A 26,145-nucleotide genomic window follows, 5' to 3' on the forward strand; every position below is an offset into this window, starting at 1 on the left:
CCCGGCTCGCGTTTGCGTGGCCGTCGCGTAGGCGACGAAGGAGCAAGCGGCGGTCGCGCAAACGCGAGCCACCAGGGGGCCGCGAACACCCAGCGCCGCAGGCGCTGGAAAAACCGACACAGCCCGGCTCGCGTTTGCGTGGCCGTCGCGTAGGCGACGAAGGAGCAAGCGGCGGTCGCGCAAACGCGAGCCATAAGAGGGCCGCGAACACCCAGCGCCGCAGGCGCTGGAAACAAGCACCGTGTGATGATGGACGAGTGAACTTCTGGCCAGCGCCCCATGTCGAGGTCCCTGTACACGCGACCGTGACCCTGCCCGGATCGAAATCGATCACCAACCGGGCGCTCATCCTGGCCGCCCTGGCCGACGGCCCTTCCACGATCACGGGTGCGCTGCGCAGCCGGGACACGAATTTGATGATCGCCGCGCTGCGCGCGCTGGGCACGGGCATCGAGGGTGCGGGCGACACACTGACCGTCACCCCGGCGCCGCTGGGCGGCGGCACGGTCGACTGCGGGCTCGCCGGCACGGTGATGCGCTTCCTGCCGCCGGTGGCCGCGCTGGCGGCGGGCGAGGTCGCGTTCGACGGTGACGAACAGGCCAGGATCCGCCCGCTGCGCACCATCCTGGAGGCGCTGCGCGCGCTCGGCGCCGACATCGACGGCGACACACTGCCGTTCACGGTGCACGGCAAGGGCGCGCTGCGCGGCGGCACCGTGACGATCGACGCGTCCGGCTCGTCGCAGTTCGTCTCGGGCCTGCTGCTGTCGGCCGCGCGTTTCGACGAAGGACTGGTGGTGCACCACGACGGGAAGGCGCTGCCCTCGATGCCGCACATCGAGATGACGGTGGAGATGTTGCGCCGCGCCGACGTGCAGGTGCACGCGCCCGCCGACAGCTTCAAGGCACAGACCTGGACCGTGGAGTACGGGCCGATCCGCGCGGTGGACTGGGAGGTGGAGCCGGACCTGTCCAACGCGACCCCGTTCCTGGCCGCGGCCGCGGTCACCGGCGGCACGGTCAGCATTCCGCACTGGCCGCGCTTGACCACCCAGCCGGGTGACGTGATCCGCGAAATCCTCGTGCGCATGGGCGCGGAAGCGCGCATCTTCGACGGTGTGCTCACCGTGCACGGGCCCGACCGGCTCGCGGGCATCGATATCGACCTGCACGACGTCGGTGAGTTGACGCCCACCGTCGCCGCACTGGCCGCGCTGGCCGACTCCCCGTCCGTGCTGCGCGGCATCTCCCATCTGCGCGGTCACGAGACCGACCGGCTGGCGGCGCTTTCCACCGAGATCAACCGTCTCGGCGGCAAGGTGACCGAGACCGAGGACGGACTGGAGATCGTGCCCGCCGACCTGCACGGTGGCAAGTGGCATTCCTACGCCGACCACCGGATGGCCACGGCGGGAGCAATTCTCGGCCTGCGGGTGCCCGGCGTCGAGATCGAGGACATCGGTACCACGGCCAAGACCCTGCCGAACTTCGTCGCCCTCTGGGAGCGGATGCTCGAGCCCACGCCGTCGGACGAAGGAGCGGCGCACTGAGCCGGGGGCGGCGATCCGCGGCCAGCTACGACGAATCCGACGTGCGGGTTCGTCCGGGGCGTAGCTCCCGTCCCCGCACCAAGACCCGGCCGCAGCACAGCGACGCCGAACCGGCCATGGTGGTCTCCGTCGACCGGGGACGCTGGGGATGCGTGCTCGACGGCGATCCGGAGCGCCGCATCGTCGCGATGCGGGCCCGGGAGCTGGGCCGCACCCCGATCGTGGTCGGCGACCAGGTGGACGTGGTCGGCGACCTGTCCGGGCGGCCGGATACTCTCGCCCGCATCGTCCGGGTCGCCGACCGCCGGACGGTGTTGCGCCGCACCGCCGACGACACCGATCCGTACGAGCGAATCGTGGTCGGCAACGCGGAGCAGCTGTTCATCGTGGTCGCGCTCGCCGACCCGCCGCCGCGCACCGGCTTCGTGGAACGCGCGATGGTCGCCGCGTATGCCGGTGGGCTGCAACCCGTGCTGTGCTTGACCAAACACGATCTGGCCGCCGATTCCCAATTCGCCGAGTCGTTCGAGGATCTCGATCTCACCATCGTCTACGGCGGCATCGACGATCCGCTCGAGCCGGTCCTCGGTCTGCTCACCGACCATCTCACCGCGCTGATCGGTCACTCCGGTGTGGGCAAATCCACGCTGGTGAATCGTCTTGTGCCGGAGGCGGAGCGGGCCGTCGGCGAGGTGTCCGGGGTGGGCAAGGGCAAGCACACCTCCACCCAGTCGGTCGCGCTCCCGCTGCCCGGCGGCGGCTGGGTCATCGATACACCGGGCGTGCGATCGTTCGGCTTGGCGCACATCACTCCGGACGACGTCATCGCCGCTTTCACCGATCTCGCCGATGCCATCGAGGACTGCCCGCGGGGCTGCACGCATCTCGGTCCGCCCGCCGACCCCGAATGCGCGCTGGACGAGTTGCCCGGCAAGGAACGCCGGGTGGCCGCCATCCGCCTCCTGCTCGTCGCCCTGACCTCCAACGACCCCTGGTAGGACGGTCAGTGCCCGTCCGGCTGTCCGGGCGCGAACGGCCACTCTTCGAACCACACGCAGCGGCCACCGTCGTCGAAACGCAGAATCCACAGGTCTCGCCACCGTGCCGGCGTATCCCGCGCGTAGTCCACCTCCACCCGGACCACGGCCGTGTCCCCGTCCACCGCGACGACGCTCGACCGCATGGTGAAGGGCTCGCCGGGCCCGTCGCGGCCGCTTTCCCAGAATTCGGCGAGCGCGTGCAGACCGGTCAGCGGCTGCGCCCATGGCGAGACGAGGTAACCCGCGTCCGCGGCGAACAGGTCGGCGAGTCGTTCCGTGCCCGCCGACCGCCAGGCGCGCTCGTATCCGGCGACCCATGTTTCGACGGCTGCTCGGTCCACGTCAGGAAGATACGCCGATCCGCTCGGCTGCGGCGGCGAACCGCTGCGTGTCGAGCCTCGTCGGGAGCATGCCTGCGGAGGGCCGGCGCATCGCTTCGACCGAATTCGTCCGAACGACGAAGGCGCCCAGGGAAACCCTGAGCGCCTTCGGCTTTCGATCAGTGGCGGCGGCGGGACTTCGGGCCGCGCCGGCCCTTCGCCTCCGCGCGGGCCGCCTCGCGGCGCTCGCGGCGGGTGGGCTGCGGGCCACCGTCCACGCCGTATTCCTCGGTGTCGCTGTGCACCGCGGCTCGGCCACCCTCGTCCGGGCCGGAGTAGCTGAAACCGCGCGGGGCGGTGTCATCGATACCCCTGGCGCGCAACGCCGCGGGCGCGGCATGCCCGTTCGCGACCCGAGCCTCCTCGGTGGGCAGCGGCGCCGGGGCGGCTCCGACCGGCGAACGCAGCCCGGGGCCGACGGCGACGCCTTCCGGCTGCGGCTGCTGCACCTCGACCTGCAAGTTGAACAGGAAGCCGACCGACTCCTCCTTGAGACCGTCGAGCATCGCGGTGAACATGTCGAAACCCTCGCGCTGGTACTCGACCAGCGGGTCGCGCTGCGCCATCGCGCGCAGGCCGATGCCCTCCTTGAGGTAGTCCATCTCGTAGAGGTGCTCACGCCACTTGCGGTCGAGCACCGAGAGCAGCACCTGCCGTTCCAGGTTTCGCATGCTGCCCTCGCCCGCCAAGCCGTCGATCTCGGCCTCGCGGCGCTCGTAAGCCGCGTGCGCGTCGTCCAGCAACGCGTCGAGCAACTCCTCACGCGTCAGCTCGCCCGCCTCGCCGACCTCGGTCTCGCCGGTCAGATCCCGGTAGTCCAGACCCACCGGGTACAGCGTCTTCAGCGCCGTCCACAGCTTGTCCAGATCCCAGTCCTCGACATAGCCCTCCGCGGTGGCGCCGTCCACATAGGCGGTGATCACGTCGGTGATCATGCTCTGGACCTGGCCCTCCATGTCCTCACCGCGCAGGATCCGGTCGCGCTCGCCGTAGATGACGGTGCGCTGCTGGTTCATCACCTCGTCGTACTTGAGGACGTTCTTGCGGATCTCGAAGTTCTGCTGCTCGACCTGCGTCTGCGCGCTCTTGATGGCCTTGGAGACCATCTTCGCCTCGATCGGCACGTCGTCGGGCAGGTTCAGCCGCGTCATGATCGCTTCCAGCGCGGCGCCGTTGAACCGGCGCATCAGCTCGTCACCCAGCGAGAGGTAGAACCGGGACTCGCCCGGGTCGCCCTGACGACCGGAGCGGCCGCGCAACTGGTTGTCGATGCGGCGCGACTCGTGCCGCTCGGTGCCCAGCACGTAGAGGCCGCCCGCGTCGCGCACCGCCTCGGCGTCCTCGGCGGTCTGGGCCTTCACCTGGTCCAGGGTGGGCAGCCAAGCGCGCTCGTACTCCTCCGGCGTCTCCACCGGGTCGAAGCCCTCCTTGCGCAGCAGGATGTCGGCGATGATGTCCGGGTTTCCGCCGAGCACGATGTCGGTACCGCGACCCGCCATGTTCGTCGCGACGGTCACCGCGCCGGGGCGGCCCGCCTCGGCGATGATCTCGGCTTCCTTCTCGTGGAACTTCGCGTTCAGCACGTTGTGCGGGATGCCGCGCTTGGTGAACTGCTTGGACAGGTACTCCGAGCGCTCGACGCTGGTGGTGCCGATCAGCACCGGCTGGCCCTTCTCGTGCCGCTCGGTGACGTCGTCGACCACCGCGGAGAACTTGGCCTCCTCCGTCTTGTAGATCAGGTCGGACTGGTCGGCGCGGATCATCGGCTTGTTGGTCGGGATGGGGACCACGCCGAGGTTGTAGATCTGGTGCAGCTCGGCGGCCTCGGTCTCGGCGGTGCCGGTCATGCCGGAGAGCTTGTCGTAGAGGCGGAAGTAGTTCTGCAGGGTGATCGTGGCCAGGGTCTGGTTCTCCGGCTGGATCTCCACCCCTTCCTTGGCCTCGATCGCCTGGTGCATGCCCTCGTTGTAGCGCCGGCCGACCAGGATGCGGCCGGTGAACTCGTCGACGATGATCACCTCGCCGTCGCGGACGATGTAGTCCTTGTCGCGGGTGTAGAGCTCCTTGGCCTTGATGGCGTTGTTCAGGTAGCTCACCAGCGGCGAGTTGGCGGCCTCGTACAGGTTGTCGATGCCGAGCTGGTCCTCGACGAACTCGACGCCCGCCTCGTGCACGCCGATCGTTCGCTTCTTGATGTCGACCTCGTAGTGCAGGTCCTTCTTCAGCAGCGGGGCGATCCGCGCGAACTCGGCATACCACTTCGACGAGGCGTCGGCGGGCCCGGAGATGATCAGCGGGGTGCGCGCCTCGTCGATGAGGATGGAGTCGACCTCGTCGACGATGGCGAAGTTGTGCCCGCGCTGCACCAGGTCGTCCAGCGAGTGGGTCATGTTGTCGCGCAGATAGTCGAAGCCGAACTCGTTGTTCGTGCCGTAGGTGATGTCGGCGCCGTAGGCCACCCGCCGCTGCGCGGGGCTCATACCGCCCAGGATCACGCCCACCTCGAGGCCGAGGAAGCGGTGCACGCGGCCCATCCACTCCGCGTCGCGCTTGGCCAGGTAGTCGTTCACCGTGACGACGTGCACACCGTCGCCGCTGAGCGCGTTCAGGTAGGCGGGCAGCACACAGGTCAGCGTCTTGCCCTCACCGGTCTTCATCTCCGCGATGTTGCCCGTGTGCAGCGCGGCGCCGCCCATGATCTGCACCTTGTAGTGCTTCTGGCTGAGCACCCGCCAGGACGCCTCCCGTGCGACGGCGAACGCCTCGGCCATCAGCTGGCCCAGCGGATCGGTCTCGCCGTCCTCGACCATCTCGGCGTAGCGCTCGCGGAACTCGTCCGTTTTGGCCCGTAGCTCCGCGTCGCTGAGATCCTCGTACTCCGGTTCGAGGGCGAGGACCTGGTCGGCGAAATGCGAGAGCCGCTTGACCATGCGACCCTCACCAATCCGTAGCAACCTCGTCAGTGTCAGCGCAGGCACGGGTCTCGTCAGTCCTCTGGTCGGTGTGTCAAAACGTGTCGTCGGCCCCCGGGCCGGTGCGGCCCACGCGGTTGCGCGGAATCCGCTGCAAGCTTCATGGTAATGCTCTGCTCGATGTGCAGCCCCTGCGGCGCTGCGTGGCCGGGCCGCGAATTGCTCCGCCCTGTGATCGAATCTATGCGCCGAACTCGGATCGACCAGCGTGTCACCGAGCCCCGGCGGGAAAAAAACGTGTACCGAATTCATCGGAAATGCCACAACGGCCGAGGCGAAGGTTGCCGCGGCAGCACAATGAAGCGGGGACGGGCATCGGGCAAAGGAGTACCGGTCAGCGTGATCACGAGACTGACGCCGCAGGACACGGCCTTCTACCGGCTCGAGTCGAGTAGCAACCCGATCCATATCGGCTCTCTCGCGATCGTGCGGAACACCGACCCGGGCGACAGCCCGGGCCGGGCGATCCTCGACTACGACCGGCTGGTCGACCTGGTCGAGAGCAGGCTTGCGCTGGTGCCGAGATACCGGCGCAAAGTGCGGGAGATCCCGCTGTCGCTCGGACGACCGGTCTGGGTCGAGGACAGCCGGTTCGACATCACCTACCACATCCGGCGCTCGGCGCTCCCCGGCCCTGGCACCGACGAACAACTGCACGAACTGGTCGCGCGCCTCACCTCGCACCCCTTGGACCCGGCCCGGCCGCTGTGGGAGATGTACCTGATCGAACGGCTGTCGGAGGGCCGCTGCGCCATCTTCACCAAGACCCATTCCGCCCTGGTGGACGGGGACACCGCGCTCGAGATCGGCCACGTGATCCTCGACGCGGGCCCCGCGCCCCGCGACCTGGCCTGCGACGACTGGATCGCGCCGCGCGAACCCGGTGAGATGGAGCTGCTGATCGGCGCGCTGGCCCAGCTCGCCGCGCAACCGCGCAGGACCCTCGACGTGGCCAGGGAGGCGAGCGCGGGCGCGTTCGCGGTGCTCGGGACGGCGGGTAGAGCGGCCGAATCGGTGGTCGCCGCGGTGCGCACCGCCGCGACCGGCGCGCCCGCCAGCCCCCTGAACACCCGCACTTCGCGCAACCGCCGCTTCGACGTGGTGCGCACCGATCTGGCGGACTACCGCACCATCCGCGGACGGTTCGGCTGCTCGATCAACGACGCCATCCTCGCGGTGGTCACCGGCGCCCTGCGCAACTGGCTGCTCTCGCGCGGGGAAGCGCTCACCGAGTCCAGCACGCTGCGGGCGGTGGTGCCGATGTCGGTGTACGTCGAGGGGAACGACGGCGACCGAGCGCGCTCGGCGAGCGAGGTGTCCTCGTTCCTCATCGATCTGCCGGTGGGCGAACCGAGTCCGGTGATGCGGCTGTCGCACATCGCGCACGCCACCGAACTCAACGGGCGTCAGCGCCGCGGCGTCCGCGCGCGCACCCTGATGCATCTGGCCGGTTTCGCTCCGGCCAGCCTGCATGCGATGAGTGTGCGCGCGGCGAGTACGTTCGCAGAACACACGTTCAATCTGGTGATCACCAACGCGCCGGGTCCGCAAGCGCCGATGTACATCGGCGGCGCGCGGATGCTGGAGATGTACCCGGTGTCGCCACTGCTGCGCAACCAGGCGTCGAGTATCGGGATCACGTCCTACGACGGACGCGTCTTCTACGGTCTCAACGCCGACCGCGACGCGATGGCCGACATCGGCGTGCTCGCCACGGCGGTGCGCGATTCCATGGAGGAGATGCTCGGTGCCTGCGTCTGATGAGAAGAAGCTGCGGGTCTACATCCCGGCTACGGTGCCGATGCTGCGCGAACTGGTCGACAGCCGGGAGCTGACCCCCGTCAGCGGGACCGCGTTCGCGGTGACACCCGCGCTGCGCGAGGCCTACGCCTCCGGCGACGACGAGGAGCTCGGTGAGGTCGCCGTGAACGAAGCCGCCCGCGCGTCGCTGCGGCTGCTCGCGGCCGAACGCGACGCGATCGGATCGGCGGAGGACTCCGACGACGAGGCCGCACCGGTCGCGGGCGGCAGCCCGGTCTACCGCCGCGCGGTGATCGCCGCCGACGTGACCGGCGCCGAGCTGCGCCCCGATCTCGATGACGCGGTGGTCCGGCTGACGGGTCCGATCCGCTACCAGCAGATCGCCTCGGTGCACGTCGATCTGGCCGACGCCGAACCGCAGGTGGCCAAGGCCGTCGACGTGGTGGACGCGGCCGATCTCGGCGACACCGACGCGGAGTTCGTCCTCGGGGACGCCGAAGACCATCAATTGGCCTGGTACGCCGCCCAGGAGCTGCCGTTCCTGCTCGAACTGCTCTGAATCGCTGCGGCGGCCGCGGGCTCGCCCCCCGCCGTAACCTACGATGCCGTAACCTTGCTGCGAGGCATCCGATCGGCGAGACGGCGGCCTGCGTATCCGACGACAGGGAGACCAACGGCAGCGATGGGTTCGAAACTTGGGAGCTTCTCCGTGCGGAGCGTTCGCGCGTGGCTGGAGGCGCCGGCCGCGAGCGTGGCCGAGCGCGGCGGGAAGCTGAATGTGCTGCGCGGCGCCGTCGCGCGGGTGACCACACCGTTGCTGCCCGACGATTACCTGCACCTGGCCAACCCGCTGTGGTCGGCGCGCGAACTGCGCGGGCGGATCGTCGAGGTGCGCAAGGAGACGGCCGACTCGGCGACGCTGGTGATCCAGCCGGGGTGGGGCTTCGACTTCAAATACCAGCCCGGTCAGTACATCGGCATCGGTCTCCTGGTGGACGGGCGCTGGCATTGGCGCTCGTATTCGCTGACCTGTCCGCCCAACTGGTCGGTGCCCGGGCATGGCGGTAAGCGGCTGATCTCCATCGCCGTGAAGGCGATGCCGGAAGGCTTCCTGTCCAGTCATCTGGTCAGCGGGGTGCCGGTCGGCACCATCGTGCGGCTCGCGGCGCCGCAGGGCGGATTCGTCCTGCCGTACCCGCCGCCGGAGAAGGTGCTGTTCCTCACCGCGGGCAGCGGCATCACGCCGGTGATGTCCATGCTGCGGGCGATGGACCGCCGCGAGCTGTTCACCGATGTGGCGCACCTGCACTCCGCCCGCACCGCCGACGACGTGATGTTCGGTGCGGAACTGCAGGCGCTGACCGAGCGCAACCCGAGCTTCGATACCCGCCTGCATCTGACCGCCGAGCGGGGCAAGTTCGCCCTCGCCGATCTCGACACGCAGTTCCCGGATTGGCGCGAACGCGACACTTGGGCGTGCGGCCCGGCCGGAATGCTCGACGAGATCGAGAACCACTGGCGGGCGGCGGGCCTGTCGGACCGGCTGCACGTGGAGCGCTTCGAGATCGAGCGCTCCGCGATCGGCGAGGGCGGCACGGTCACCTTCGGCAGGACCGGTCGCACCGTCGCGGCGGACGGCGCGACCAGCCTGCTCGAGGCCGGCGAGTCCGCCGGCGTGCAGATGCCGTTCGGCTGCCGGATGGGCATCTGCCAGACCTGTGTGGTCACGTTGAGTTCCGGCCACACGCGCGACCTGCGCAACGGCGAGGAGCGCCGCGAAGGCGACAAGGTGCAGACCTGCATCTCGGCCGCGGCGGGTGACTGCACCCTGGACGTGTAGTCCGGCAGGTACCCTCGATGGGGATCGAGTAGGGAAAGGACCCCGGTGGCAATCACCGACATCAAGGCGTTCGCGCACCTCACGACGGCCGATATCGAGACACTGGGTCAGGAACTCGATTCCGTCCGGCGTTCGGTGGAGCTGTCCCGTGGCGAGCGGGACGCGAAGTACATCCGGCGCGCGATCGCGGCGCAGCGCGGTCTCGAGGTAGCGGCCCGCGCTGTGCTGTTCGGCAGCCGCAATCGCTGGGCCTGGCTGGCGGGCACCGCATTGCTGTCGGTGGCCAAGATCATCGAGAACATGGAGCTCGGGCACAACGTCAGCCACGGGCAATGGGACTGGATGAACGATCCCGAGATCCACTCCAGCTCGTGGGAATGGGACATGACAGGTCCCTCCGCGCAGTGGCGCCGGGCGCACAACTACTCCCACCACACCTACACCAACGTCCTGGGCAAGGACGAGGACCTCGGGTTCGGCATCCTCCGGATGACCCGCGACGAGCAGTGGCGGCCGATCCACCTGGTGCAGCCGCTGGCGAATCTGCTGCTCGCCGCGACCTTCGAGTGGGGCATCGCGCTGCACGACTGGAGCATCGAGAAGCAGCTGGCGGGCACGCCGCGCTGGGAGGTCGCCTCGGAGCCGAACGTGGCGTTCGCCCGCAAGATCTGCCGCCAGGTGGCCAAGGACTACCTCATCCATCCCGCGCTCACCGGCCCGGCGTTCAAGCACACGCTGAAGGCCAACGCGACGGCGAACCTGGTGCGCAACCTGTGGGCGTACGCGGTGATCTTCTGCGGCCACTTCCCCGACGGCGCGGAGAAGTTCACCATCGAGCAACTGGAGGACGAGACCAGCGGCGAGTGGTATCTGCGCCAGATGCTCGGCAGCGCGAACTTCAAGGCCGGGCCCGCCATGGCGTTCATGAGCGGAAACCTCTGCTACCAGATCGAGCACCACCTGTTCCCCGATCTGCCGAGCAACCGCTATCCGGAGATCGCGGTGCGGGTGCGCGAGCTGTGCGACAAGTACGACCTGCCCTACACCACCGGTTCGCTGGGCAAGCAGTATCTGCTCGCCTTCCGCACGATCCACAAGCTGGCGCTACCGGACCGGTTCCTCAAGGCGACCGCCGACAACGCGCCGGAGACCTCCTCGGAACGCAAGTTCGCCGGTATCACACTGCCGTCGCTCGGCACGGAGTCCACGCACTGGTTGCGCGTCGACCCGGAGACCGGCAAGCGGCGCGGACTGCGTTCGGCGTTGCACGAGGCGAAGATCGTGCTGCGAGAGAAGGCGCGGCAGGAGAAGGAGCTGCTCCGCGAGGCCAAGGCGGCCCTGCAGGAAAAGGCCGAGCACGAGCGCCGAGTGCTGCGCGATGCCAAGGTCGCGCTGCAGGAACGGGCCCGCCAGGAACAAGCCGCGCTGCGCGAAAAAGCCATGCGGGACAGACGTTTCCGCTTCCAGCGAAGGGCGCGCTAACCTACCATCCGGTCACCGGTATCGCAATAGGGTATTTGACACACCTCCGGGCCACATCTCGGAACCTACGCTGTCGTAACTTACGGTAAAGTAACCCGTATGGCGATCTCGGATGTCAAGGAATACGCGCACCTCACCGAGGCCGACGTGGAAGCACTCGGCGCGGAATTCGACGCGATCCGGCGAGAAATCGAAGCCTCGCGCGGCGCGCGCGACGCGAAATACATCCGCAACGTCATCCGGTTGCAGCGCGCGCTCGAGATCAGCGGCCGTGCCGTGCTGTTCGCCAGCCCGAAGCGCGCCGCGTGGCTGTCCGGCGTCGCACTGCTCGGCACTGCCAAGATCATCGAGAACATGGAGATCGGGCACAACGTCATGCACGGGCAGTGGGACTGGATGAACGATCCGGAGATCCACTCCAGCTCGTGGGAGTGGGACAACACCGGCGCGGCCAAGCACTGGAAGCACACCCACAACTACCTGCACCACAAGTACACCAACGTGCTGGGCATGGACGACGACATCGGCTACGGCCTGCTGCGGGTCACGCGCGACCAGCGCTGGAAGCCGTTCAACCTGGGCAACCCGATCTACAACCTGGTGCTGCAGTTGTTCTTCGAGTACGGCGTGGCCATCCAGCACCTGGAGCTGGGCAAGCTGGTGGCGGGCCGGTACAAGCCGGGCACCCCCGAACGGGCCGACTTCGAGCGCAGGCGCGACGAGGCGCTCACCAAGATGGGCAAGCAGATCCTCAAGGATTACGTGATCTTCCCCGCCCTCACCGGTCGCGCGTTCTTCTCCACGCTGACGGCCAACCTGGCCGCCAACGCGATCCGCAACGTCTGGTCCAACGCCGTGATCTTCTGCGGGCACTTCCCCGACGGCGCGGAGAAGTTCACCAAGGCCGACATCGACGGCGAGACCCACGGCGAGTGGTACCTGCGCCAGATGCTCGGCAGCGCCAATATCTCCGGCGGCCCGGTCATGCATTTCATGACCGGCAACCTGAGCCACCAGATCGAGCACCACCTGTTCCCCGACCTGCCGAGCAACCGGTACGCCGACATCGCCGTGCGGGTGCGCGAACTGGCCGACAAGTACGACCTGCCCTACACCACCGGCTCGCTGCCGGTGCAGTACTTCAAGGCCTGGCGCACGATCCTCAAGCTCTCGCTGCCGAACAAGTACCTGCGAGCCACCGCCGACGACGCCCCGGAGACCGCCTCGGAACGCAAGTTCGCGGGCGGCACCACGGTAGGCATCGATCCGGTGACCGGACGGCGCCGTGGGCTGCGCACCGCGCTCGCCCAGGGGCGTCGGCGGTTCGCCAGGCGCGGCATGTCCTCCGCACGCTGACGTCCGGCGCGACCAGCCGACACGCGGAATCCGGCGCACGATCCCACGCCCTGAGCGGTGGGCTCGCCGGATTTGATTGACTCGGGCGGTGCATCCTGAGGTTCTGAGCGTCTACGAGGCCATCCGGCGGCGCCGCGACGTGCGCGCGGAGTTCACCGGCGACCTCGTGGACGATGCGACATTGTGGCGGCTGCTGGACGCCGCGCACCGGGCGCCGAGCGTGGGGAATTCGCAGCCCTGGGATTTCGTGGTGGTCCGCGAACCGGCGACGCTGCGCGAGTTCGCCGCTCACGTGGCGCACAAGCGCGTCGAGTTCCGCGACGCGCTGCCGCCCGAGCGCGCCGCCACCTTCGATCCGATCAAGATCGAGGGCATCGTGGAGAGCGGCACGGGGGTAGTGGTCTGCTACGACCACGATCGCGGCGGACCGCAGGTGCTCGGGCGGGCGACCGTGCCCGAAACCGGCATCTACTCGGCGGTTCTGGCCATCCAGAATCTCTGGCTGGCCGCCACCGCGGAGGGCGTCGGCGTCGGGTGGGTGTCGTTCTACGATCCCGTCTTCCTGTCCGGCCTGATCGGGCTCCCGGAGGGCGTCCGTACGGTCGCCTGGCTCTGCGTGGGGCCGGTGCGCGAGTTCCAGCGCGTTCCCGATCTCGAGCGCTTCGGCTGGCGCGCCGGAAGACCGCTCACGGAGGCGGTGCACCGCGAGACCTATCGCGGTTGAGCCTGGTCGCGCGCATCGTTACGCAACCGTGCGCTCGTTGAGGGTTCAATCGAATACCCACTGGGTACGACATGGGCGAAACTGCGTCTTACGCAGTGCTGTTCATCGTGGTTCGTCGGTTCCAGGAGGTTTGTCAATGGCCAATGTCGATGCTGTTCGGCTGTCGAGCGAGCTGGGCATCGATCTGGCACAGGCTACGTTGCGCCTGCGTCGGGAAGGCGTCCCCGGCGAGACCAAGCACCAGACCTGTCTGCGCATCCTCGCGGACGAGGGACGCAAGCGGCGGGGCATTCCGGGCAAGCCCTGACGGCGCCCGGCGCCGGCAGCGAACTGTCGCCGACCGGCACGGGACACCCGGTCGGTCAGCGACACGGCAGGCAGTCGCCTCAGACCCGTTCGAGCACCGCCGACGCGCCGATTCCGCCCGCGGCGCAGATACCGAGCAATGCGGTCTCCTTCCCGGTGCGGGCCAGTTCGTTGGCCATGGTGGTCACCATCCGCGCCCCGGTCGCGCCGAACGGGTGACCGAGCGAGATCGAGCCGCCGTGCACGTTCAGTCTGTCGACATCCACCTCGCCGACGGCGGTGTCCCGATCCAACCGGGTCTTGGCCCACTCGTCGCTGGCCAGCGCGGTGAGCACCGCCAGGGTCTGGGCCGCGAAAGCCTCGTGGATATCGACGAGATCCGCCTCACCCAGCGACATTCCGGCTTTCTCCAGCGCGCGGGGCATGGAGATGGCGGGGCCGATCAGCACCTGGTCGGTCGGGTCGACGCTCACATAACTCCACGACCGGAACGCCGCCAGCGGCCGGTACCCCAGTGCATGCGCCTTCTCCTCGCTCATCAGCAGCACCGCGGCGGCCCCGTCGGTGAGCGGGCTGGCGTTGCCCGCGGTCACGCTGCCGTCGGCGGCGAAAACGGGCTTCAGAGTAGCCAGTTTCGCGATGCTGGTGTCGCCACGCACCAATCCGTCGCGCTGGATGTCCACGTCTTCGGGAGTGCGGACCCGCAGCACTTCGTCGTCGAACCGGCCCGACTCGATGGCGGCCGCGGCGCGGTGGTGCGAGCGGGCGGCGAACTCGTCCTGGTCCGCGCGGCTCACGCCGTGGATGCGCGCCATCTTCTCGGCCGACTCGCCCATCACCTCGCCGGTGGTGCGCTCGGCGATCTTCGGCCGGCTCGGCAGCAGATCGGTGAACGGCGCGAGACGCGCGACCGCGGACAGGTAGTCCTTCGGCTTCGGCTTGCCCAGCGCCAGCGGCGCCGCCGCGTGCACCACCTTCTGCGGCAGCTTGACCTCGGCGTTGGAGGTGGAATCGCTGCCGCCCGCGATCATGATGTCGTATTCGCCGCGCTCGATCGCTGCCGCCGCCGAGGTGACCGCCTGCAAACCGGAGGCGCAGGCCCTGGTCACGGTGTAGCCCTCGCAGCCAGGATCCAACCGCAGGTCCAGCGCGATTTCGCGGGCGATGTTCGGCGCCGCGCTCGGCAGGATGACGCCGCCCCAGACGATCGCCTCCACCTGCGCGCCGGGCAGCCCCGTTCGCTCCAGCAGTCCCCGCACCGCGGCGTCGGCCAGTGCGATCGAGTCCATCGTGGTGTATCCGGTGAACGCGCGCAGGAACGGCGTGCGCGCACCGGACACGATCACGGCACGGCGAGCAGCTTTGGTGGCCATGCGATTTCCTTTCGAAAGTCTCGGGCCACCAAACTTACTTCAAAGTAAGTTCACCGTCGACCCCCTTCGCCGACGGTGAACCCGACGTAGCGACACTCCCCTCCGCCGCCGCTGAACCGGCCCGCCGCGCACCGTTGAGCGGCAGACCGGAGACGTCCGTCCCGGCGAACGCCCCTGCCCGTTCCGGAACCTGCCGTCCAGCCCTTCCCCGGGGCCTTCCGACCCAAAGTACGGTACCAAACTTTCGACTGGTTTTCCAAAAAGTTTCTATTGATTTGCTCAATACCTCCCAGCGGCTTACCATGAACACACTATGCATAGCCCTTCGGAGCTGTCGCGGCAGAAGAGATTCGGGCGAATCATCAGAGAACGCCGGGACGAGCTCGGTCTCACCCAGCTACAGATCGGCGACCTCGGGGGACCTTCGGCGCCGACCATCCGGAAGATCGAAGACGGCGAGGCGGCCATCAGCATGCAAACGCTGAACAAGCTCGACGCCCCGCTGCGCTGGCTGCCGGGCAGTGCCGCACGCACCTATGCCGGCGGCGTCCCCGCAGCCGACGAACCCGCGAACGCCGTGCGCGGCGGGGGCGACTCGGTCGTAGCCGGGCCGGACGCGATCCGCTTCGAAATCTCCGATCTCACAGGGCTTCTCGCGGCCTCGGGCAGGCTCAACGACGCCGTCGAGAACGGCCGTACCACCGACCCCCAGGTGGTCGCGGCGGTCGCGGAACTCAACCGGGTGATCTCCAAGCTCTCCGCGCGGTACGCGACCGCCATGCTCGAACGCAACGGCGGTCCGGGCAGGCAATTGCCTCCGCTGGTGGAAATGGCCTTCGCGCATCTGCTCGCGGTCCCGGCGGAGGCCAGCGACCCCGGTGAGTTACAGGAACGCCGGTACCGCCGCTGGCTGGCCGGTCGATCGGAGGACATCGATGCGGCGACCGAAGCTCGATTCCGCGCACGCTGGCTGGCGGCCAACGTGGCGACGACAGCGGAGCGAAACGGCGAGTGACGAGGCGACCATGACCGACCCAGGACCCGACGGCGCGGCACTCGCGCTGAGCCACAAGATCAATCGACTGTTCGCCGTCGTCCATCCGCGCGACGCGCCGGAACGCAGCACGGAATCGGTCGCCGTCCAGGTGAGCGAATTCCTCGGCCGACCGGTGGACCCCGGCTACCTGGGGCGCCTGCGCGACGGCGAATTCGACGACCGGAACACGGGCGCCACAGTCGATGCCGCGGTCCTCGCCGCAGTGGCGCGCTGCTTCGGCGTGGCCGCCGACTACCTGCTCACCCGTGGTTCCACCGCGGACGCGATCGACCGGGAACTCGAATTGCTCGCCACCATGCGGGACGCGAACGTCGCCAGCATCGCGCTGCGTGGTTCGAACGTCGATCGGGCCATGCTCGCCAGGATCATCCAGAGCACCGAGGGGTCGGTGCCGCCGAATCGGTAGCATGCTTCCCTACATGGGCCACTGAGCTTTCTGTAGGAGACCGATCACATGGCCATCCAGGCCCGGTTCCGGAGCTTGACCCGGGACCTCCCGATACCCCACCCATGGAATCTGCGGACCTACGTGGATGACGTCGCGGCCTACCGGGGCCGCAGCATCAGCCTGTTACCGATCGACACCGCGCTGCTCGCGGGTACCGGATGCGGCACGGGCAGCGGCTTGTGGATCGCGAAGCAGGACAGCGACGTCATCGTCTACGGCGCCGACACCACCGAATGGCATGCCGAGCACATCATCATGCACGAGCTCGGCCACATGCTGCTCGGACACGGTCCGGAGCACACCGAAGCCGGTGAGCCACCAGCGAGCACACCGACCCTGGCCGCGGTCGCCGACCTGCTGCCCTCGATCTCGCCCGAATCGATCGCCCACGTGCTCGGCCGCACCGACTACGGCACCCTCCGGGAGCGCGACGCCGAGACCTTCGCCGACATGGTGATGCTGCACGCCATGCGTCCGCCGCGGCGTGATTCGCTGCTGCACCGCACCTTCTTCCGCGACCGGCGGCGGTGACCTCGCCGATCCCGGCGCCCATCGCGATACCGCTGATCGTCTTCGTCGCGGTGGTGGTCCTCGGGCGGCGGCTCGTCCTACACGACGCCACGGTCGACCGTCTGCTCAATCGGGCGATGTCGTGGGGCGTCGCCACGCTGCTGCTCCAGCGGGGCATCGCGACCGGGGATCGGCAGTCTGTTGCACCAACTTTCGATGGCCACCCTGCTGATGGAGGTGGCCGGTCTATACGGAGGGGCCCGGCTGTGGTCCGGCGCCTACCCCGCGTCCGCGGCGGCTCGGCAACGGGCCTACGACGTGGCCGGGCTGGTGGGCGGCGCGATCATCCTGGCCGTCGGGACCGAGGCGGGCGATGCCGGCCAGGCGGAACAGATCCGGCAGGCCATTGCCGCCAAGGTGAGCGGGGCCGCCGTGCGGCCGCGGCGGTCGCGTGATCCGGCCGGGCTGCCCGCCGGTGATATCGATTCGGATCTGCGGCTAGTGCTCGAACTGGCACGCCGGTGGCCTGCGAGCGGCGTCTCGACGAAAATCTCCGGGCATCCGGCCGGTGAGCCGAATGCCCGGAGAAGTGGGGACGGGTGGTGTCTATTTCGTCAGGCCAGGCGGATCAGGCCGTAGTCGAAGGCGTGACGACGGTAGACCACCGAAGGCCGGTCGGTCTCCTTGTCCTGGAACAGGAAGAAGTCGTGACCGACGAGTTCCATCTGGTACAGAGCGTCGTCCACGGACATCGGCGTCGCCGAGTGCACCTTCGTGCGCACGATGTGACCGGGACCCGCTTCGTAGTCCGGCTCCCGCCCTTCCTCCTCGTGCGCGTGCGCGGCACCGGACTCGCCGAGCCGCTCGAACAGGGAGTCGTCCACCAGATCGGCAGTGGCCTGGGCGACCGACAGCGGCGTCTTGTCGCCGTAGTGCACCCGGCGCCGATCCTTGGTGCGGCGCAGCCGGCTCTCCAGCTTCGCGGTCACCGACTCGAAGGCGGCGTAGAAGCTGTCCGCGCAGGCCTCGGCCCGCACGACGGGACCCTTTCCGCGCGCGGTGATTTCGACGCGCTGGCAGTTCTTGCGCTGACGACGGTTGCGCTCGTGGAACAGTTCCACGTCGAAGAGGAAGATCGATGGATCGAAGCGTTCTAATCGGGAGAGTTTTTCCGCGACGTAAATACGAAAGTGATCGGGCACCTCGACGTTGCGGCCCTTCACCACGATGTCGCCGCGCGGCGCCCGTGGTCGTTCCGTTGCGGGTTGCTCGAATGTTTCCTGGGTGCCGGTTTCCAGCACCGAAGGAGCGGGATCTTTCACTGAAGGTCGTGAAGAAGTCGTCACGCGTACCTCCCGGATCTGGCCGCACCGACCGATTCCAGTGCGGCGGGATTGAGCCGTGCCGATCGACAATTGCTCGGCACTAGTGGTCCGAGGCGCCACCTCCAAACTTGCGGTTCGGGTGTGTGTCCGCGACGCTAGTCCGCCGACGCGCTGATCGCCAGTGTTCACGCAAATTTCCCGGAGTCAAGCAGCACACGTAACCAGAACGCCACGTGTCGGCAATCCGGCGCGCTCCAGCGCACGCACCGACTCGCGGGCCGTCGCACCGGTGGTCAGGACGTCGTCGACCAGCACCACCTCGGCATTCGCCGGGACTCCCCAGTCGGCGGCCGAACCGGGGGCCGTGGTCACCCGCCCCTTCAGGTTGCGAGCCCGCTCGCCGGGTGTCAAGCCCACCGAATCGCGCACCCCTCGCCCCATCCGCAACAGCGGCATCAGTTGACTGTCCGGCAGCCATCGCGCAGCTACCGCAGCCGCCCGCGACACCGGATCACCGCCCCTGCGGCGCGCCGCCATGCCTCGGCTGGGTGCGGGCACCAGCACCAGCGGCAGGCGCGTAGAACGCAACTCGGCGAGCGCGCCCGCCAGCGCCGCGCCCAGTGGCGTCGCCAGATCCCGCCGCCCCCGCTCCTTGGCGGCGATCACCGCCCGGCGCGCGGGCCCGGCGTACGGTCCGAGCGCCCAGCACGGAACGCCCGGATCGGTGCGCGGCCACACGCGCACCGGCGGACCCGACAGCGTAGCGGCGCAGGCGGCGCACCAGTCGGCTCCGGAACGTCCACAGCCCGCGCAGGCGGCGGGCAGCACCAGATCGAGCAGGGTTCGCATCGACCGAGTGTGCGCCCGCCCCCCGACATGTTCGCTCGATCATCTCGACCGCGAGGCCGCTGGAAGCGAGAAGGTTACGCCGTTGCGGCAGCGGCGTTCAGCTCCCGACCGCCACCGTTTGCCGGGCCCTCGGCCCCGTGAATCTACTGATCCCGATCCGACCTCACGGGACACGAGTGAGCCTTCGGCGGTACGGCAGGGCAGCCTCTGCGGGGCTAACCGGGCAGCACAGGGATGGCGTTCGCGCCCAGCCCCGGCACCTCGCGCCAATAGGGCTGCCCCTGGTCGGGAGCCGAGGTCAGCTCCAGCACCGCGCGCGAGTCGGCGACGTATTGATGATCCGGGCTCGCGCTCACCGAGCGCACCGGCGCCGTCAGATTCTGCGACGTCAGCGGCGTCGGCTCCGAGCCGTCGACCGAGACCGTGCTGACCGGGTCGACGTTGCCCTCGCGCGCGATGACGATCGTGTCCGCGTCGAGCCAATCCACCGACACCGCGGCCGTGCTGAGCCCGACACCCACGGGAAGCGCCGAAGTCAGCGCCAGTTTCCCGTCGGGTTGGGGCACCACGACGGCGACGTACACCCTGCCGTCCGCGATCATCGCCGCGCGCACCCCGGAACGCGAGACGCGCAGTTCCGTGATCGGCTGCCGGGGCGACGTGGCCGATGACGCCGCCGTCAGCCCCGAGATGTCGACGTTCTGCACCGACACGTTCCCGGTCCCCCGGTCGGTGACGGCGCGGATCACCCGGTCACCGTCGACCACCGCCCATGCCGCGCTGCCGTCCGCGGTCCACGACGGCCGGGAGATGGTGAAGCCCTCGGCTACCGGAAAGGCGTTGCCCCCGTAGGTGCCCACCATCAGGGTGCGCGACGGCACGCCCGGCGGTCGTGCGGCTTCCGCCACCGCGGCCACCAGCTGGCCGTCCGGCGAGAGCGATGCCGACTGCAAGTTGGTCACCGCGCCGAAGTAGCCGGGCGCGGAAGTGATACCGCCGTTGTCGGCGATCTGTACCAGCCCGCCGCCACGCAGCGCATGCAGCCGGGCCTGGTTGCGGGCGGAGGCGACCGGATTGAACTGCTGCACGTCCGCCGCGCTCCAGCCGTTCGCGGCGAATCGCTCGTCCAGCGGCTTGCCGTCGGCCAGCAGCATGTACGGGCCGAGGATGTCGGCGCTGGACAGCGTGAGCACCACCTGTGCGGCCAAGAGTTCGCGCTCGCGCGGATTCAGCGCCGACGCGCCGGCGAAGTCGATCTTGACACCACCGAGCCCGATACCGACGCCGTCGGGGTCACCGTTGGCCTTGGTGATCGTCCCGCGCAGTGCGATCGGCGGCGTCAGTTCGTTGCGCAGCACCGACGCCAGCGCGGGCTGCGGCCCCTCGAGCAGCGAGCTGAGCAATCGCTGCGCCAGCTGCGCTTTCGGCACCGACATCCACCGCAGATCGGGGACGGCCAGGTTGCCGGTCGGATCGATGAAGTACAGCACGTAGCGGCGGTAGGACTTGAAGAACGCGGTGGAGTCCATCACCACGCCGTCGGGCAATTCGTCGATGCGCCACTGGCCGTTGATCTTGGTCAGCTCGATCTTGTTCTCGACGAAGGGTATGTCGTCGTTGGGGCGGTATCCGCCGTCGGCGGACAGTTCTCCGACCTTGCGCGCGCGGATCAGGTAGTTCGCCTTGTCTCCGGAGCGGGACTCCCGCAGCGTGTCCGGTTTCTCGACGATGACCGTGCCCGCCGCGTCGTCCCACTGGGTGGAGGCCGCGGGCGTCATGTACTGCCGGGCGGCCAGATGCCGGTTGGTGGGATCGGCGGTGGCCTGAAGGAAGTCGCGCAGCAGCAGATCGGGATCGCGGTCGGCGACGGGCGGCGGCGGTCCCTCGGAGGTCGGCTCCCGGTTGATGGTGCCCAGCGCCTCCGGCGCGGAGGACTCCGGCAGGCTGGCGCAGCCCGTGAGCGGCACCACGACCGCAAGAACCGCCGCCACGAACACGGTCAGGCGCCGTATCCGCGCAGATCCGACACGCATTGTCATGGCTGTCCGTCCCCCGATTCGCGCGATCCACCGGTCTGCGCCGACTCCGACGCGGGCGAGCCGTTCGCCCCGGACACGGGCGCCGCTTCGGTCGGAACACTGTCCGCGGGCGTCACCGTGCCGTTGGCCGCTCCGTGCGACCCACCCGTGCTCGGCTCGCCGCCTCCCGAGCCCGTGGCCTCGACGTCGGCGCCGCCCGGCTCCGAGCTGTGCGGCCCGGCCGCATCATCCGAGAGTTCCGAGCGCACGCCCACCGGCTCCGCGGTCTCGGAGCTGTCGGGATGCGCGCCGACCGGATCGGAGGCACCCGCCTCCGCGTCATGACGCACCGCATTCGTGACCCGCGCGGCACCCGGATCGCCCGAGTCGTGCCGTGGCGCGCTCGCACCGCTCGGCTCGGCGGCGGCCGGTTGCGCCGTATCCGCGCCGTCCCCGCCGCGATCGACCGACGGTTCCGGCTCCACGACGCGCATGGACTTGCGCGCCGGTTCCAAGGGCAGCGGGCTCGGGCCGAGTTTCTTGCCACGCACCAGCGGCAGCGTCAGACGGAAGCTGGCGCCGAGCCCGGCCTCACCCCAGGCTTCGAGTTTGCCTTCGTGCAGGTTCGCGTCCTCCACGCTGATCGACAGTCCGAGACCGGTGCCGCCGGAGCGGCGCATGCGGGAGGGATCGGAGCGCCAGAACCGGTTGAAGACCAGCTTCTCCTCGCCCGGACGCAGGCCGACGCCTTGATCGCGGACGACCACGGCGACGGAATTGGCTTCGACGTCGCCCCGCATCCGGATCAGCACCGGCTTGCCCTCGCTGTGGTCGATCGCGTTCGCGAGCAGATTGCGCAGTACCCGCTCCACCCGGCGCGGATCGACCTCGGCGACCAGCGGCTCCTCCGGCATGTCGCTGATGATCTCGATGCCCGCGTCCTTGGCCAGGTGCCGCACGGTCGAGATCGCGGCCCGCGCGCACATCCGCACGTCCAGCGATTCCACCTGGAGCTCGGCGACGCCCGCGTCGTGCCTGCTGATCTCCAGCAGGTCGTTGAGCAGCCCCTCGAACCGGTCCAGCTCGTTGACCAGCAACTCGGCGCTGCGGGCCAGGGCGGGATCGAGGTCGTCGCTGCTGCCGTGGATGAGGTCGGCGGCCATCCGCACGGTGGTGAGCGGAGTCCGCAGCTCGTGGCTGACATCCGAGGTGAACCGGCGCTGCAGATTACCGAATTCCTCCAGCTGGGTGATCTGGTTGGACAGGCTCTCGGCCATTTCGTTGAACGCCTGGGCCAGCCGCGCCATATCGTCCTCGCCGCGCACCAGCATGCGCTCCTTGAGCCTGCCGTCGGCGAACCGGCCCGCGATACGGGCCGCGGAGCGGATCGGCAGGACCACCTGCCTGGTCACCAGGGCGGTGATCGCGGCAAGCAACACCAGCAGCACGATGCCGCCGACCAGCATGGTGCCGCGCATCAGCGACAGGCTGCGCTCCTCGTTGGCGAGCGGGAAGATCAGATAGATCTCCAGGGTCGGGATCTCGGCGCTCGGGCTGCCGATGATCAGCGCGCGACCCCGGTAGCCCTCCGCGTCGTCGACGGTCGCGAACTGGTAGCTGACCTGGTTGCGCTGCACGAACCGGCGCAGTTCGTCGGGCACCTCCTGGATCGGGCCGGAGGGGATCTGCTGCGGCGGCATCCCGCCGATGACGCTCAGCGCCGAATCAAAACTCCCTGCCGCGCCGGTGGATCGGCCGGTACCGGCACGGTTGGACAACGCGTTACGCGCCTCCTCCAGCCGCTGCGGCTGAGCGCCGATGTCGTGCACACCGGCGAGCTGGCTCTCCACCGTGTTGCGCGCCCGGTCCATCTCCTCGACCGCGGCGTTGATCTTGGCGTCCAGCAGCCGGTCGGTGATCTGACTGGTCAGCACGACGCCCAGAATCGTGATGACGATCAGCGACAGCGTCAGCGTGGACACGATGACACGCAACTGCAGCGAACGCCGCCATAGGTGGCCTAAGGCAATGCCGACCGCTTGGAACCAGGCCACCACCGGAGCCAGCGATCGTTGGAGACGCGAGATCACGCCATGGATCACGGTGGTCCGGCCTTGTAACCGACACCGCGGACGGTCAGCACGATCTCCGGGTTCTCGGGATCCTTCTCGACCTTCGCCCGCAGCCGCTGCACGTGGACGTTCACCAAGCGGGTGTCGGCGGCATGCCGGTAGCCCCAGACCTGCTCGAGCAGGACCTCACGGGTGAACACCTGACGCGGTTTGCGGGCCAGGGCGACGAGCAGGTCGAACTCCAGCGGCGTCAGCGAGATCTGTGCGCCGCCGCGGCTGACCTTGTGCGCGGGCACGTCGATCACGATATCGGCGATCGACAGCAGCTCGGCGGGCTCCTCCTCGGTACGGCGCAGGCGGGCCCGCACCCGGGCGACGAGCTCCTTCGGCTTGAAGGGCTTGACGATGTAATCGTCGGCGCCCGATTCCAGACCCAGCACGACGTCGACCGTGTCGGTCTTCGCCGTGAGCATCACGATCGGAACCCCGGAATCGGCCCGCAGCACACGGCACACGTCGATGCCGTTCATGCCGGGCAGCATCAGGTCCAGCAGCACCAAATCGGGGCGGATCTCGCGAACCGCCGCCAGGGCCTGTGTGCCGTCGCCGACCACGTGCGGGTCGAACCCTTCCCCGCGCAAGACGATCGTCAGCATCTCAGCGAGTGCCATATCGTCGTCGACGACCAGAATCTTCGGCTTCATAACTACTATGTTGTCATCTCCCAGGCCAGGATCGGGCCGCCACGCCAACACTGGTGTGAACCCGCGGCACAACCAACCTTATCGACCAACGATTTCGGCGATGCGCGCGGCCAGCGAAGCCGGGCCGTCCTCGGCCCGATAGGTCCACCACGGCCCGCGCCAGTCGCGTTCGGCCAGCTCACGGTACACCGCGCCGGTCCGGTGCTGCAGACCGCCGTCGCGCTCGTAAGCGTCGAGCGCGCGCTCGGTGTCGAGTTCGCCACGCTTGCGGGCACGCTCGGCGGCGAGCTCGGTGGGCACATCCAGCAACACCTGGAGCGCCGGCTCCGGCAGCGCGAACCTGCCGAACTCCAATTCGCCCACCCAATCCACGATTTCGCCGTCCGCCGACTGCCCGAGACGGGCGGCCGAATAGGCGGCGTTGGAAGCGACATAACGGTCCAGGAGCACAACGTCGTTGTCGGCCAACATCTTCGACAGCTCGTCCGCGGCGTTCGCGCGATCCAGCGCGAACAGCAGGGCCATGCCGCTGACCGAGCCCGCGAGGTCGCCGTGCGCGCCGCGCAGCGCCTCCGCGGCCAGGTCGGCGTGCACCGAGACCCGGTAACGCGGGAAGGCCATCGTCGCGACGCGCAGCCCGCGACCCCGCAGATCGGCGACCACTCGCTCGATCAGCGTTCGCTTACCCGCGCCGTCGAGCCCCTCGACCGCTATCAGGACTCCCATGACCAGGCACAATACCCCGCCGACTACCCGATGCCCGCACCGGCTGACCAGTGCGGCGTCTCATGCTGCGGCCGGGTCGCCGGGCCGGGTGTCCCCGCCGATCGTCGACGGGACACCCGGCAGCGCGGTCAGTAGCGGTAGTGGTCCGGCTTGTACGGGCCCTCGACGTCGACGCCGATGTACTCGGCCTGGTCCTTGGTGAGCTTGGTCAGCTCGCCGCCGAGCGCTTCGACGTGGATGCGGGCGACCTTCTCGTCGAGGTGCTTCGGCAGCCGGTAGACCTCGTTGTCGTACTCCTCCGGCTTGGTCCACAGCTCGATCTGAGCGATCACCTGATTGGAGAAGCTGTTCGACATCACGAAGGACGGGTGGCCGGTCGCGTTGCCGAGGTTGAGCAGACGCCCTTCCGACAGCACCAGGATCGAGCGGCCGGTCTCCTTGAACGTCCACAGGTCGACCTGCGGCTTGATGTTCAATTTCGTTGCGCCGGAACGCTCCAGCGCCGCCATGTCGATCTCGTTGTCGAAGTGACCGATGTTGCCGAGGATGGCCTGGTCCTTCATCGCCTTCATGTGCTCGAGGGTGATGATGTCCTTGTTGCCGGTGGCGGTGATGACGATGTCGGCGTCGCCGATCGCCTTCTCCACGGTCACCACGTCGTAGCCGTCCATCAGCGCCTGCAGCGCGTTGATCGGGTCGATCTCGGTGACCTGCACCCGGGCGCCCTGTCCGGCAAGCGATTCCGCGCAGCCCTTGCCAACATCGCCGTAGCCGCAGATCAATATCTTCTTGCCGCCGATGAGTACATCGGTGCCGCGATTGATGCCGTCGATCAGCGAGTGGCGGGTGCCGTACTTGTTGTCGAACTTGCTCTTGGTGACCGAGTCGTTGACGTTGATCGCGGGGAACACCAGCTCGCCCGCCGCCGCGAACTGGTAGAGCCGCAGCACGCCGGTGGTGGTCTCCTCGGTGACGCCGCGCACCGACTCGGCGATCTTCGCCCACTTGCCGCGGTCGGTCTCGAACCGCTCGCGCAGCAGGTTGAGGAACACCTTGTACTCGGCCGAGTGGTCCTCGTCCTCCGGCGGCACGACGCCCGCCTTCTCGAACTGCGCGCCACGCAGCACGAGCATGGTGGCGTCGCCGCCGTCGTCCAGAATCATGTTGGCCGGCTCGCCCGGCCAGGTGAGCATCTGTTCGGCCGCCCACCAGTACTCCTCCAGCGTCTCGCCCTTCCAGGCGAACACCGGGGTGCCCTTGGGCTCGTCGACGGTGCCGTTCGGGCCGACGACCACGGCGGCCGCCGCGTGGTCCTGGGTGGAGAAGATGTTGCAGGAGGCCCAGCGGACCTCGGCGCCGAGGCTGGTCAGGGTCTCGATCAGCACCGCGGTCTGCACGGTCATGTGCAGCGAGCCGGAGATACGCGCGCCCTGCAGCGGCCGCACCTCGGCGTACTCACGGCGCAGCGCCATCAGACCGGGCATCTCGTGTTCGGCGAGGCGGATCTCCTTGCGGCCGAAATCGGCCAGCGACAGATCCGCCACCTTGTAGTCGATGCCGTTGCGGACATCGGCGGTCAACGACGTGCGTGCGGGAAGTTCTGAGGTGGTCATCAGCCTCTCCTGGTTCGGCAAGTACCGAGGCAAGGCTAG

Annotated in this window: 23 protein-coding genes; 13 read left to right on the top strand and 10 right to left on the bottom strand. The window is 68.7% G+C overall.

Annotated features, from left to right (window positions below):
- The first annotated feature begins 257 nt into the window (after nucleotides 1-257).
- Both aroA and rsgA read left to right on the top strand, forming a co-directional pair.
- On the top strand, nucleotides 258-1,550 hold the full coding sequence (gene aroA, locus ACWEKR_RS28390; protein ID WP_452357045.1) for a 3-phosphoshikimate 1-carboxyvinyltransferase: 1,293 nt from the start codon (nucleotides 258-260) through the stop codon (nucleotides 1,548-1,550).
- Nucleotides 1,547-2,548 carry a ribosome small subunit-dependent GTPase A gene (gene rsgA / locus ACWEKR_RS28395; protein ID WP_452357126.1) on the top strand — a complete coding sequence of 334 codons (1,002 nt, stop codon included), beginning with the start codon at nucleotides 1,547-1,549 and terminating at the stop codon, nucleotides 2,546-2,548. Before aroA ends, rsgA begins: the two co-directional genes overlap by 4 nt.
- A 5-nt stretch (nucleotides 2,549-2,553) precedes the next feature.
- Here the strand turns inward: rsgA and ACWEKR_RS28400 are convergent, their stop codons facing one another.
- Entirely contained in the window at nucleotides 2,554-2,931 is a 378-nt protein-coding gene (locus ACWEKR_RS28400) for a YybH family protein (protein WP_452357046.1), read from the bottom strand.
- Between the two features lie 158 nt (nucleotides 2,932-3,089).
- Complete coding sequence (gene secA / locus ACWEKR_RS28405) at nucleotides 3,090-5,948, bottom strand: preprotein translocase subunit SecA (RefSeq protein ID WP_452357047.1); 2,859 nt, start codon at nucleotides 5,946-5,948, stop codon at nucleotides 3,090-3,092.
- Nucleotides 5,949-6,281: 333 nt separating this feature from the next.
- Between secA and ACWEKR_RS28410 the strand changes: the two genes are divergently transcribed.
- The 7 genes from ACWEKR_RS28410 (at nucleotide 6,282) to ACWEKR_RS28440 (ending at nucleotide 13,412) form a co-directional block, all read left to right on the top strand.
- Nucleotides 6,282-7,703: a WS/DGAT/MGAT family O-acyltransferase gene (locus ACWEKR_RS28410; RefSeq protein WP_452357048.1), complete on the top strand. Its 1,422-nt coding sequence runs from the start codon at nucleotides 6,282-6,284 to the stop codon at nucleotides 7,701-7,703.
- 10 nt (nucleotides 7,704-7,713) lie between these two features.
- Nucleotides 7,714-8,262: a DUF6912 family protein gene (locus ACWEKR_RS28415; RefSeq protein ID WP_195091546.1), complete on the top strand. Its 549-nt coding sequence runs from the start codon at nucleotides 7,714-7,716 to the stop codon at nucleotides 8,260-8,262.
- Between the two features lie 123 nt (nucleotides 8,263-8,385).
- Complete coding sequence (locus ACWEKR_RS28420; protein ID WP_452357049.1) at nucleotides 8,386-9,543, top strand: ferredoxin reductase; 1,158 nt, start codon at nucleotides 8,386-8,388, stop codon at nucleotides 9,541-9,543.
- A gap of 45 nt (nucleotides 9,544-9,588) precedes the next feature.
- Nucleotides 9,589-11,025: a fatty acid desaturase gene (locus ACWEKR_RS28425; protein ID WP_452357050.1), complete on the top strand. Its 1,437-nt coding sequence runs from the start codon at nucleotides 9,589-9,591 to the stop codon at nucleotides 11,023-11,025.
- A 99-nt stretch (nucleotides 11,026-11,124) separates the two neighbouring features.
- Nucleotides 11,125-12,381, top strand: a complete 1,257-nt coding sequence (locus tag ACWEKR_RS28430) for a fatty acid desaturase family protein (RefSeq protein ID WP_452357051.1) — start codon at nucleotides 11,125-11,127, stop codon at nucleotides 12,379-12,381.
- A 103-nt stretch (nucleotides 12,382-12,484) separates the two neighbouring features.
- Entirely contained in the window at nucleotides 12,485-13,105 is a 621-nt protein-coding gene (bluB, locus tag ACWEKR_RS28435; RefSeq protein ID WP_452357127.1) for a 5,6-dimethylbenzimidazole synthase, read from the top strand.
- A gap of 136 nt (nucleotides 13,106-13,241) precedes the next feature.
- Nucleotides 13,242-13,412 carry a hypothetical protein gene (locus ACWEKR_RS28440; RefSeq protein WP_159847352.1) on the top strand — a complete coding sequence of 57 codons (171 nt, stop codon included), beginning with the start codon at nucleotides 13,242-13,244 and terminating at the stop codon, nucleotides 13,410-13,412.
- A 79-nt stretch (nucleotides 13,413-13,491) separates the two neighbouring features.
- On the opposite strand, the gene ACWEKR_RS28445 is transcribed toward ACWEKR_RS28440, so the two are convergent.
- Nucleotides 13,492-14,784, bottom strand: coding sequence for an acetyl-CoA C-acyltransferase (locus ACWEKR_RS28445; RefSeq protein WP_452357052.1), 1,293 nt, complete (start codon nucleotides 14,782-14,784; stop codon nucleotides 13,492-13,494).
- A gap of 313 nt (nucleotides 14,785-15,097) precedes the next feature.
- On the opposite strand from ACWEKR_RS28445, the gene ACWEKR_RS28450 reads away from it, so the two are divergent.
- The 4 genes from ACWEKR_RS28450 (at nucleotide 15,098) to ACWEKR_RS28465 (ending at nucleotide 17,438) form a co-directional block, all read left to right on the top strand.
- On the top strand, nucleotides 15,098-15,799 hold the full coding sequence (locus tag ACWEKR_RS28450; RefSeq protein WP_452357053.1) for a helix-turn-helix domain-containing protein: 702 nt from the start codon (nucleotides 15,098-15,100) through the stop codon (nucleotides 15,797-15,799).
- A 10-nt stretch (nucleotides 15,800-15,809) separates the two neighbouring features.
- A complete protein-coding gene (locus tag ACWEKR_RS28455) occupies nucleotides 15,810-16,247 on the top strand; it encodes a hypothetical protein (protein WP_452357054.1) in 438 nt (145 codons plus the stop codon).
- Nucleotides 16,248-16,295: 48 nt separating this feature from the next.
- Entirely contained in the window at nucleotides 16,296-16,820 is a 525-nt protein-coding gene (locus tag ACWEKR_RS28460) for a hypothetical protein (protein WP_452357055.1), read from the top strand.
- A gap of 195 nt (nucleotides 16,821-17,015) precedes the next feature.
- Nucleotides 17,016-17,438, top strand: coding sequence for a hypothetical protein (locus ACWEKR_RS28465; protein ID WP_452357056.1), 423 nt, complete (start codon nucleotides 17,016-17,018; stop codon nucleotides 17,436-17,438).
- Here the strand turns inward: ACWEKR_RS28465 and hpf are convergent.
- From hpf to ahcY, 7 genes are all read right to left on the bottom strand, one after another.
- The gene (gene hpf / locus ACWEKR_RS28470) at nucleotides 17,414-18,028 is read right to left on the bottom strand and encodes a ribosome hibernation-promoting factor, HPF/YfiA family (RefSeq protein ID WP_442939635.1); all 615 of its coding nucleotides are present in this window, start codon (nucleotides 18,026-18,028) and stop codon (nucleotides 17,414-17,416) included. The two genes, ACWEKR_RS28465 and hpf, sit on opposite strands and share 25 nt — an antisense overlap.
- A gap of 300 nt (nucleotides 18,029-18,328) precedes the next feature.
- The gene (locus ACWEKR_RS28475) at nucleotides 18,329-18,973 is read right to left on the bottom strand and encodes a ComF family protein (protein WP_452357057.1); all 645 of its coding nucleotides are present in this window, start codon (nucleotides 18,971-18,973) and stop codon (nucleotides 18,329-18,331) included.
- Nucleotides 18,974-19,188: 215 nt separating this feature from the next.
- Nucleotides 19,189-21,012: an MtrAB system accessory lipoprotein LpqB gene (gene lpqB, locus ACWEKR_RS28480; RefSeq protein ID WP_452357058.1), complete on the bottom strand. Its 1,824-nt coding sequence runs from the start codon at nucleotides 21,010-21,012 to the stop codon at nucleotides 19,189-19,191.
- On the bottom strand, nucleotides 21,009-23,081 hold the full coding sequence (gene mtrB / locus ACWEKR_RS28485) for an MtrAB system histidine kinase MtrB (RefSeq protein ID WP_452357059.1): 2,073 nt from the start codon (nucleotides 23,079-23,081) through the stop codon (nucleotides 21,009-21,011). Before mtrB ends, lpqB begins: the two co-directional genes overlap by 4 nt.
- A gap of 8 nt (nucleotides 23,082-23,089) precedes the next feature.
- Complete coding sequence (gene mtrA, locus ACWEKR_RS28490; RefSeq protein ID WP_039800350.1) at nucleotides 23,090-23,767, bottom strand: MtrAB system response regulator MtrA; 678 nt, start codon at nucleotides 23,765-23,767, stop codon at nucleotides 23,090-23,092.
- Nucleotides 23,768-23,845: 78 nt separating this feature from the next.
- Entirely contained in the window at nucleotides 23,846-24,493 is a 648-nt protein-coding gene (locus tag ACWEKR_RS28495) for a dTMP kinase (RefSeq protein ID WP_452357060.1), read from the bottom strand.
- Nucleotides 24,494-24,621: 128 nt separating this feature from the next.
- Entirely contained in the window at nucleotides 24,622-26,106 is a 1,485-nt protein-coding gene (gene ahcY, locus ACWEKR_RS28500; RefSeq protein ID WP_452357061.1) for an adenosylhomocysteinase, read from the bottom strand.
- Between the last annotated feature and the right edge of the window lie 39 nt (nucleotides 26,107-26,145).

Source organism: Nocardia sp. NPDC004573 (assembly GCF_053602135.1).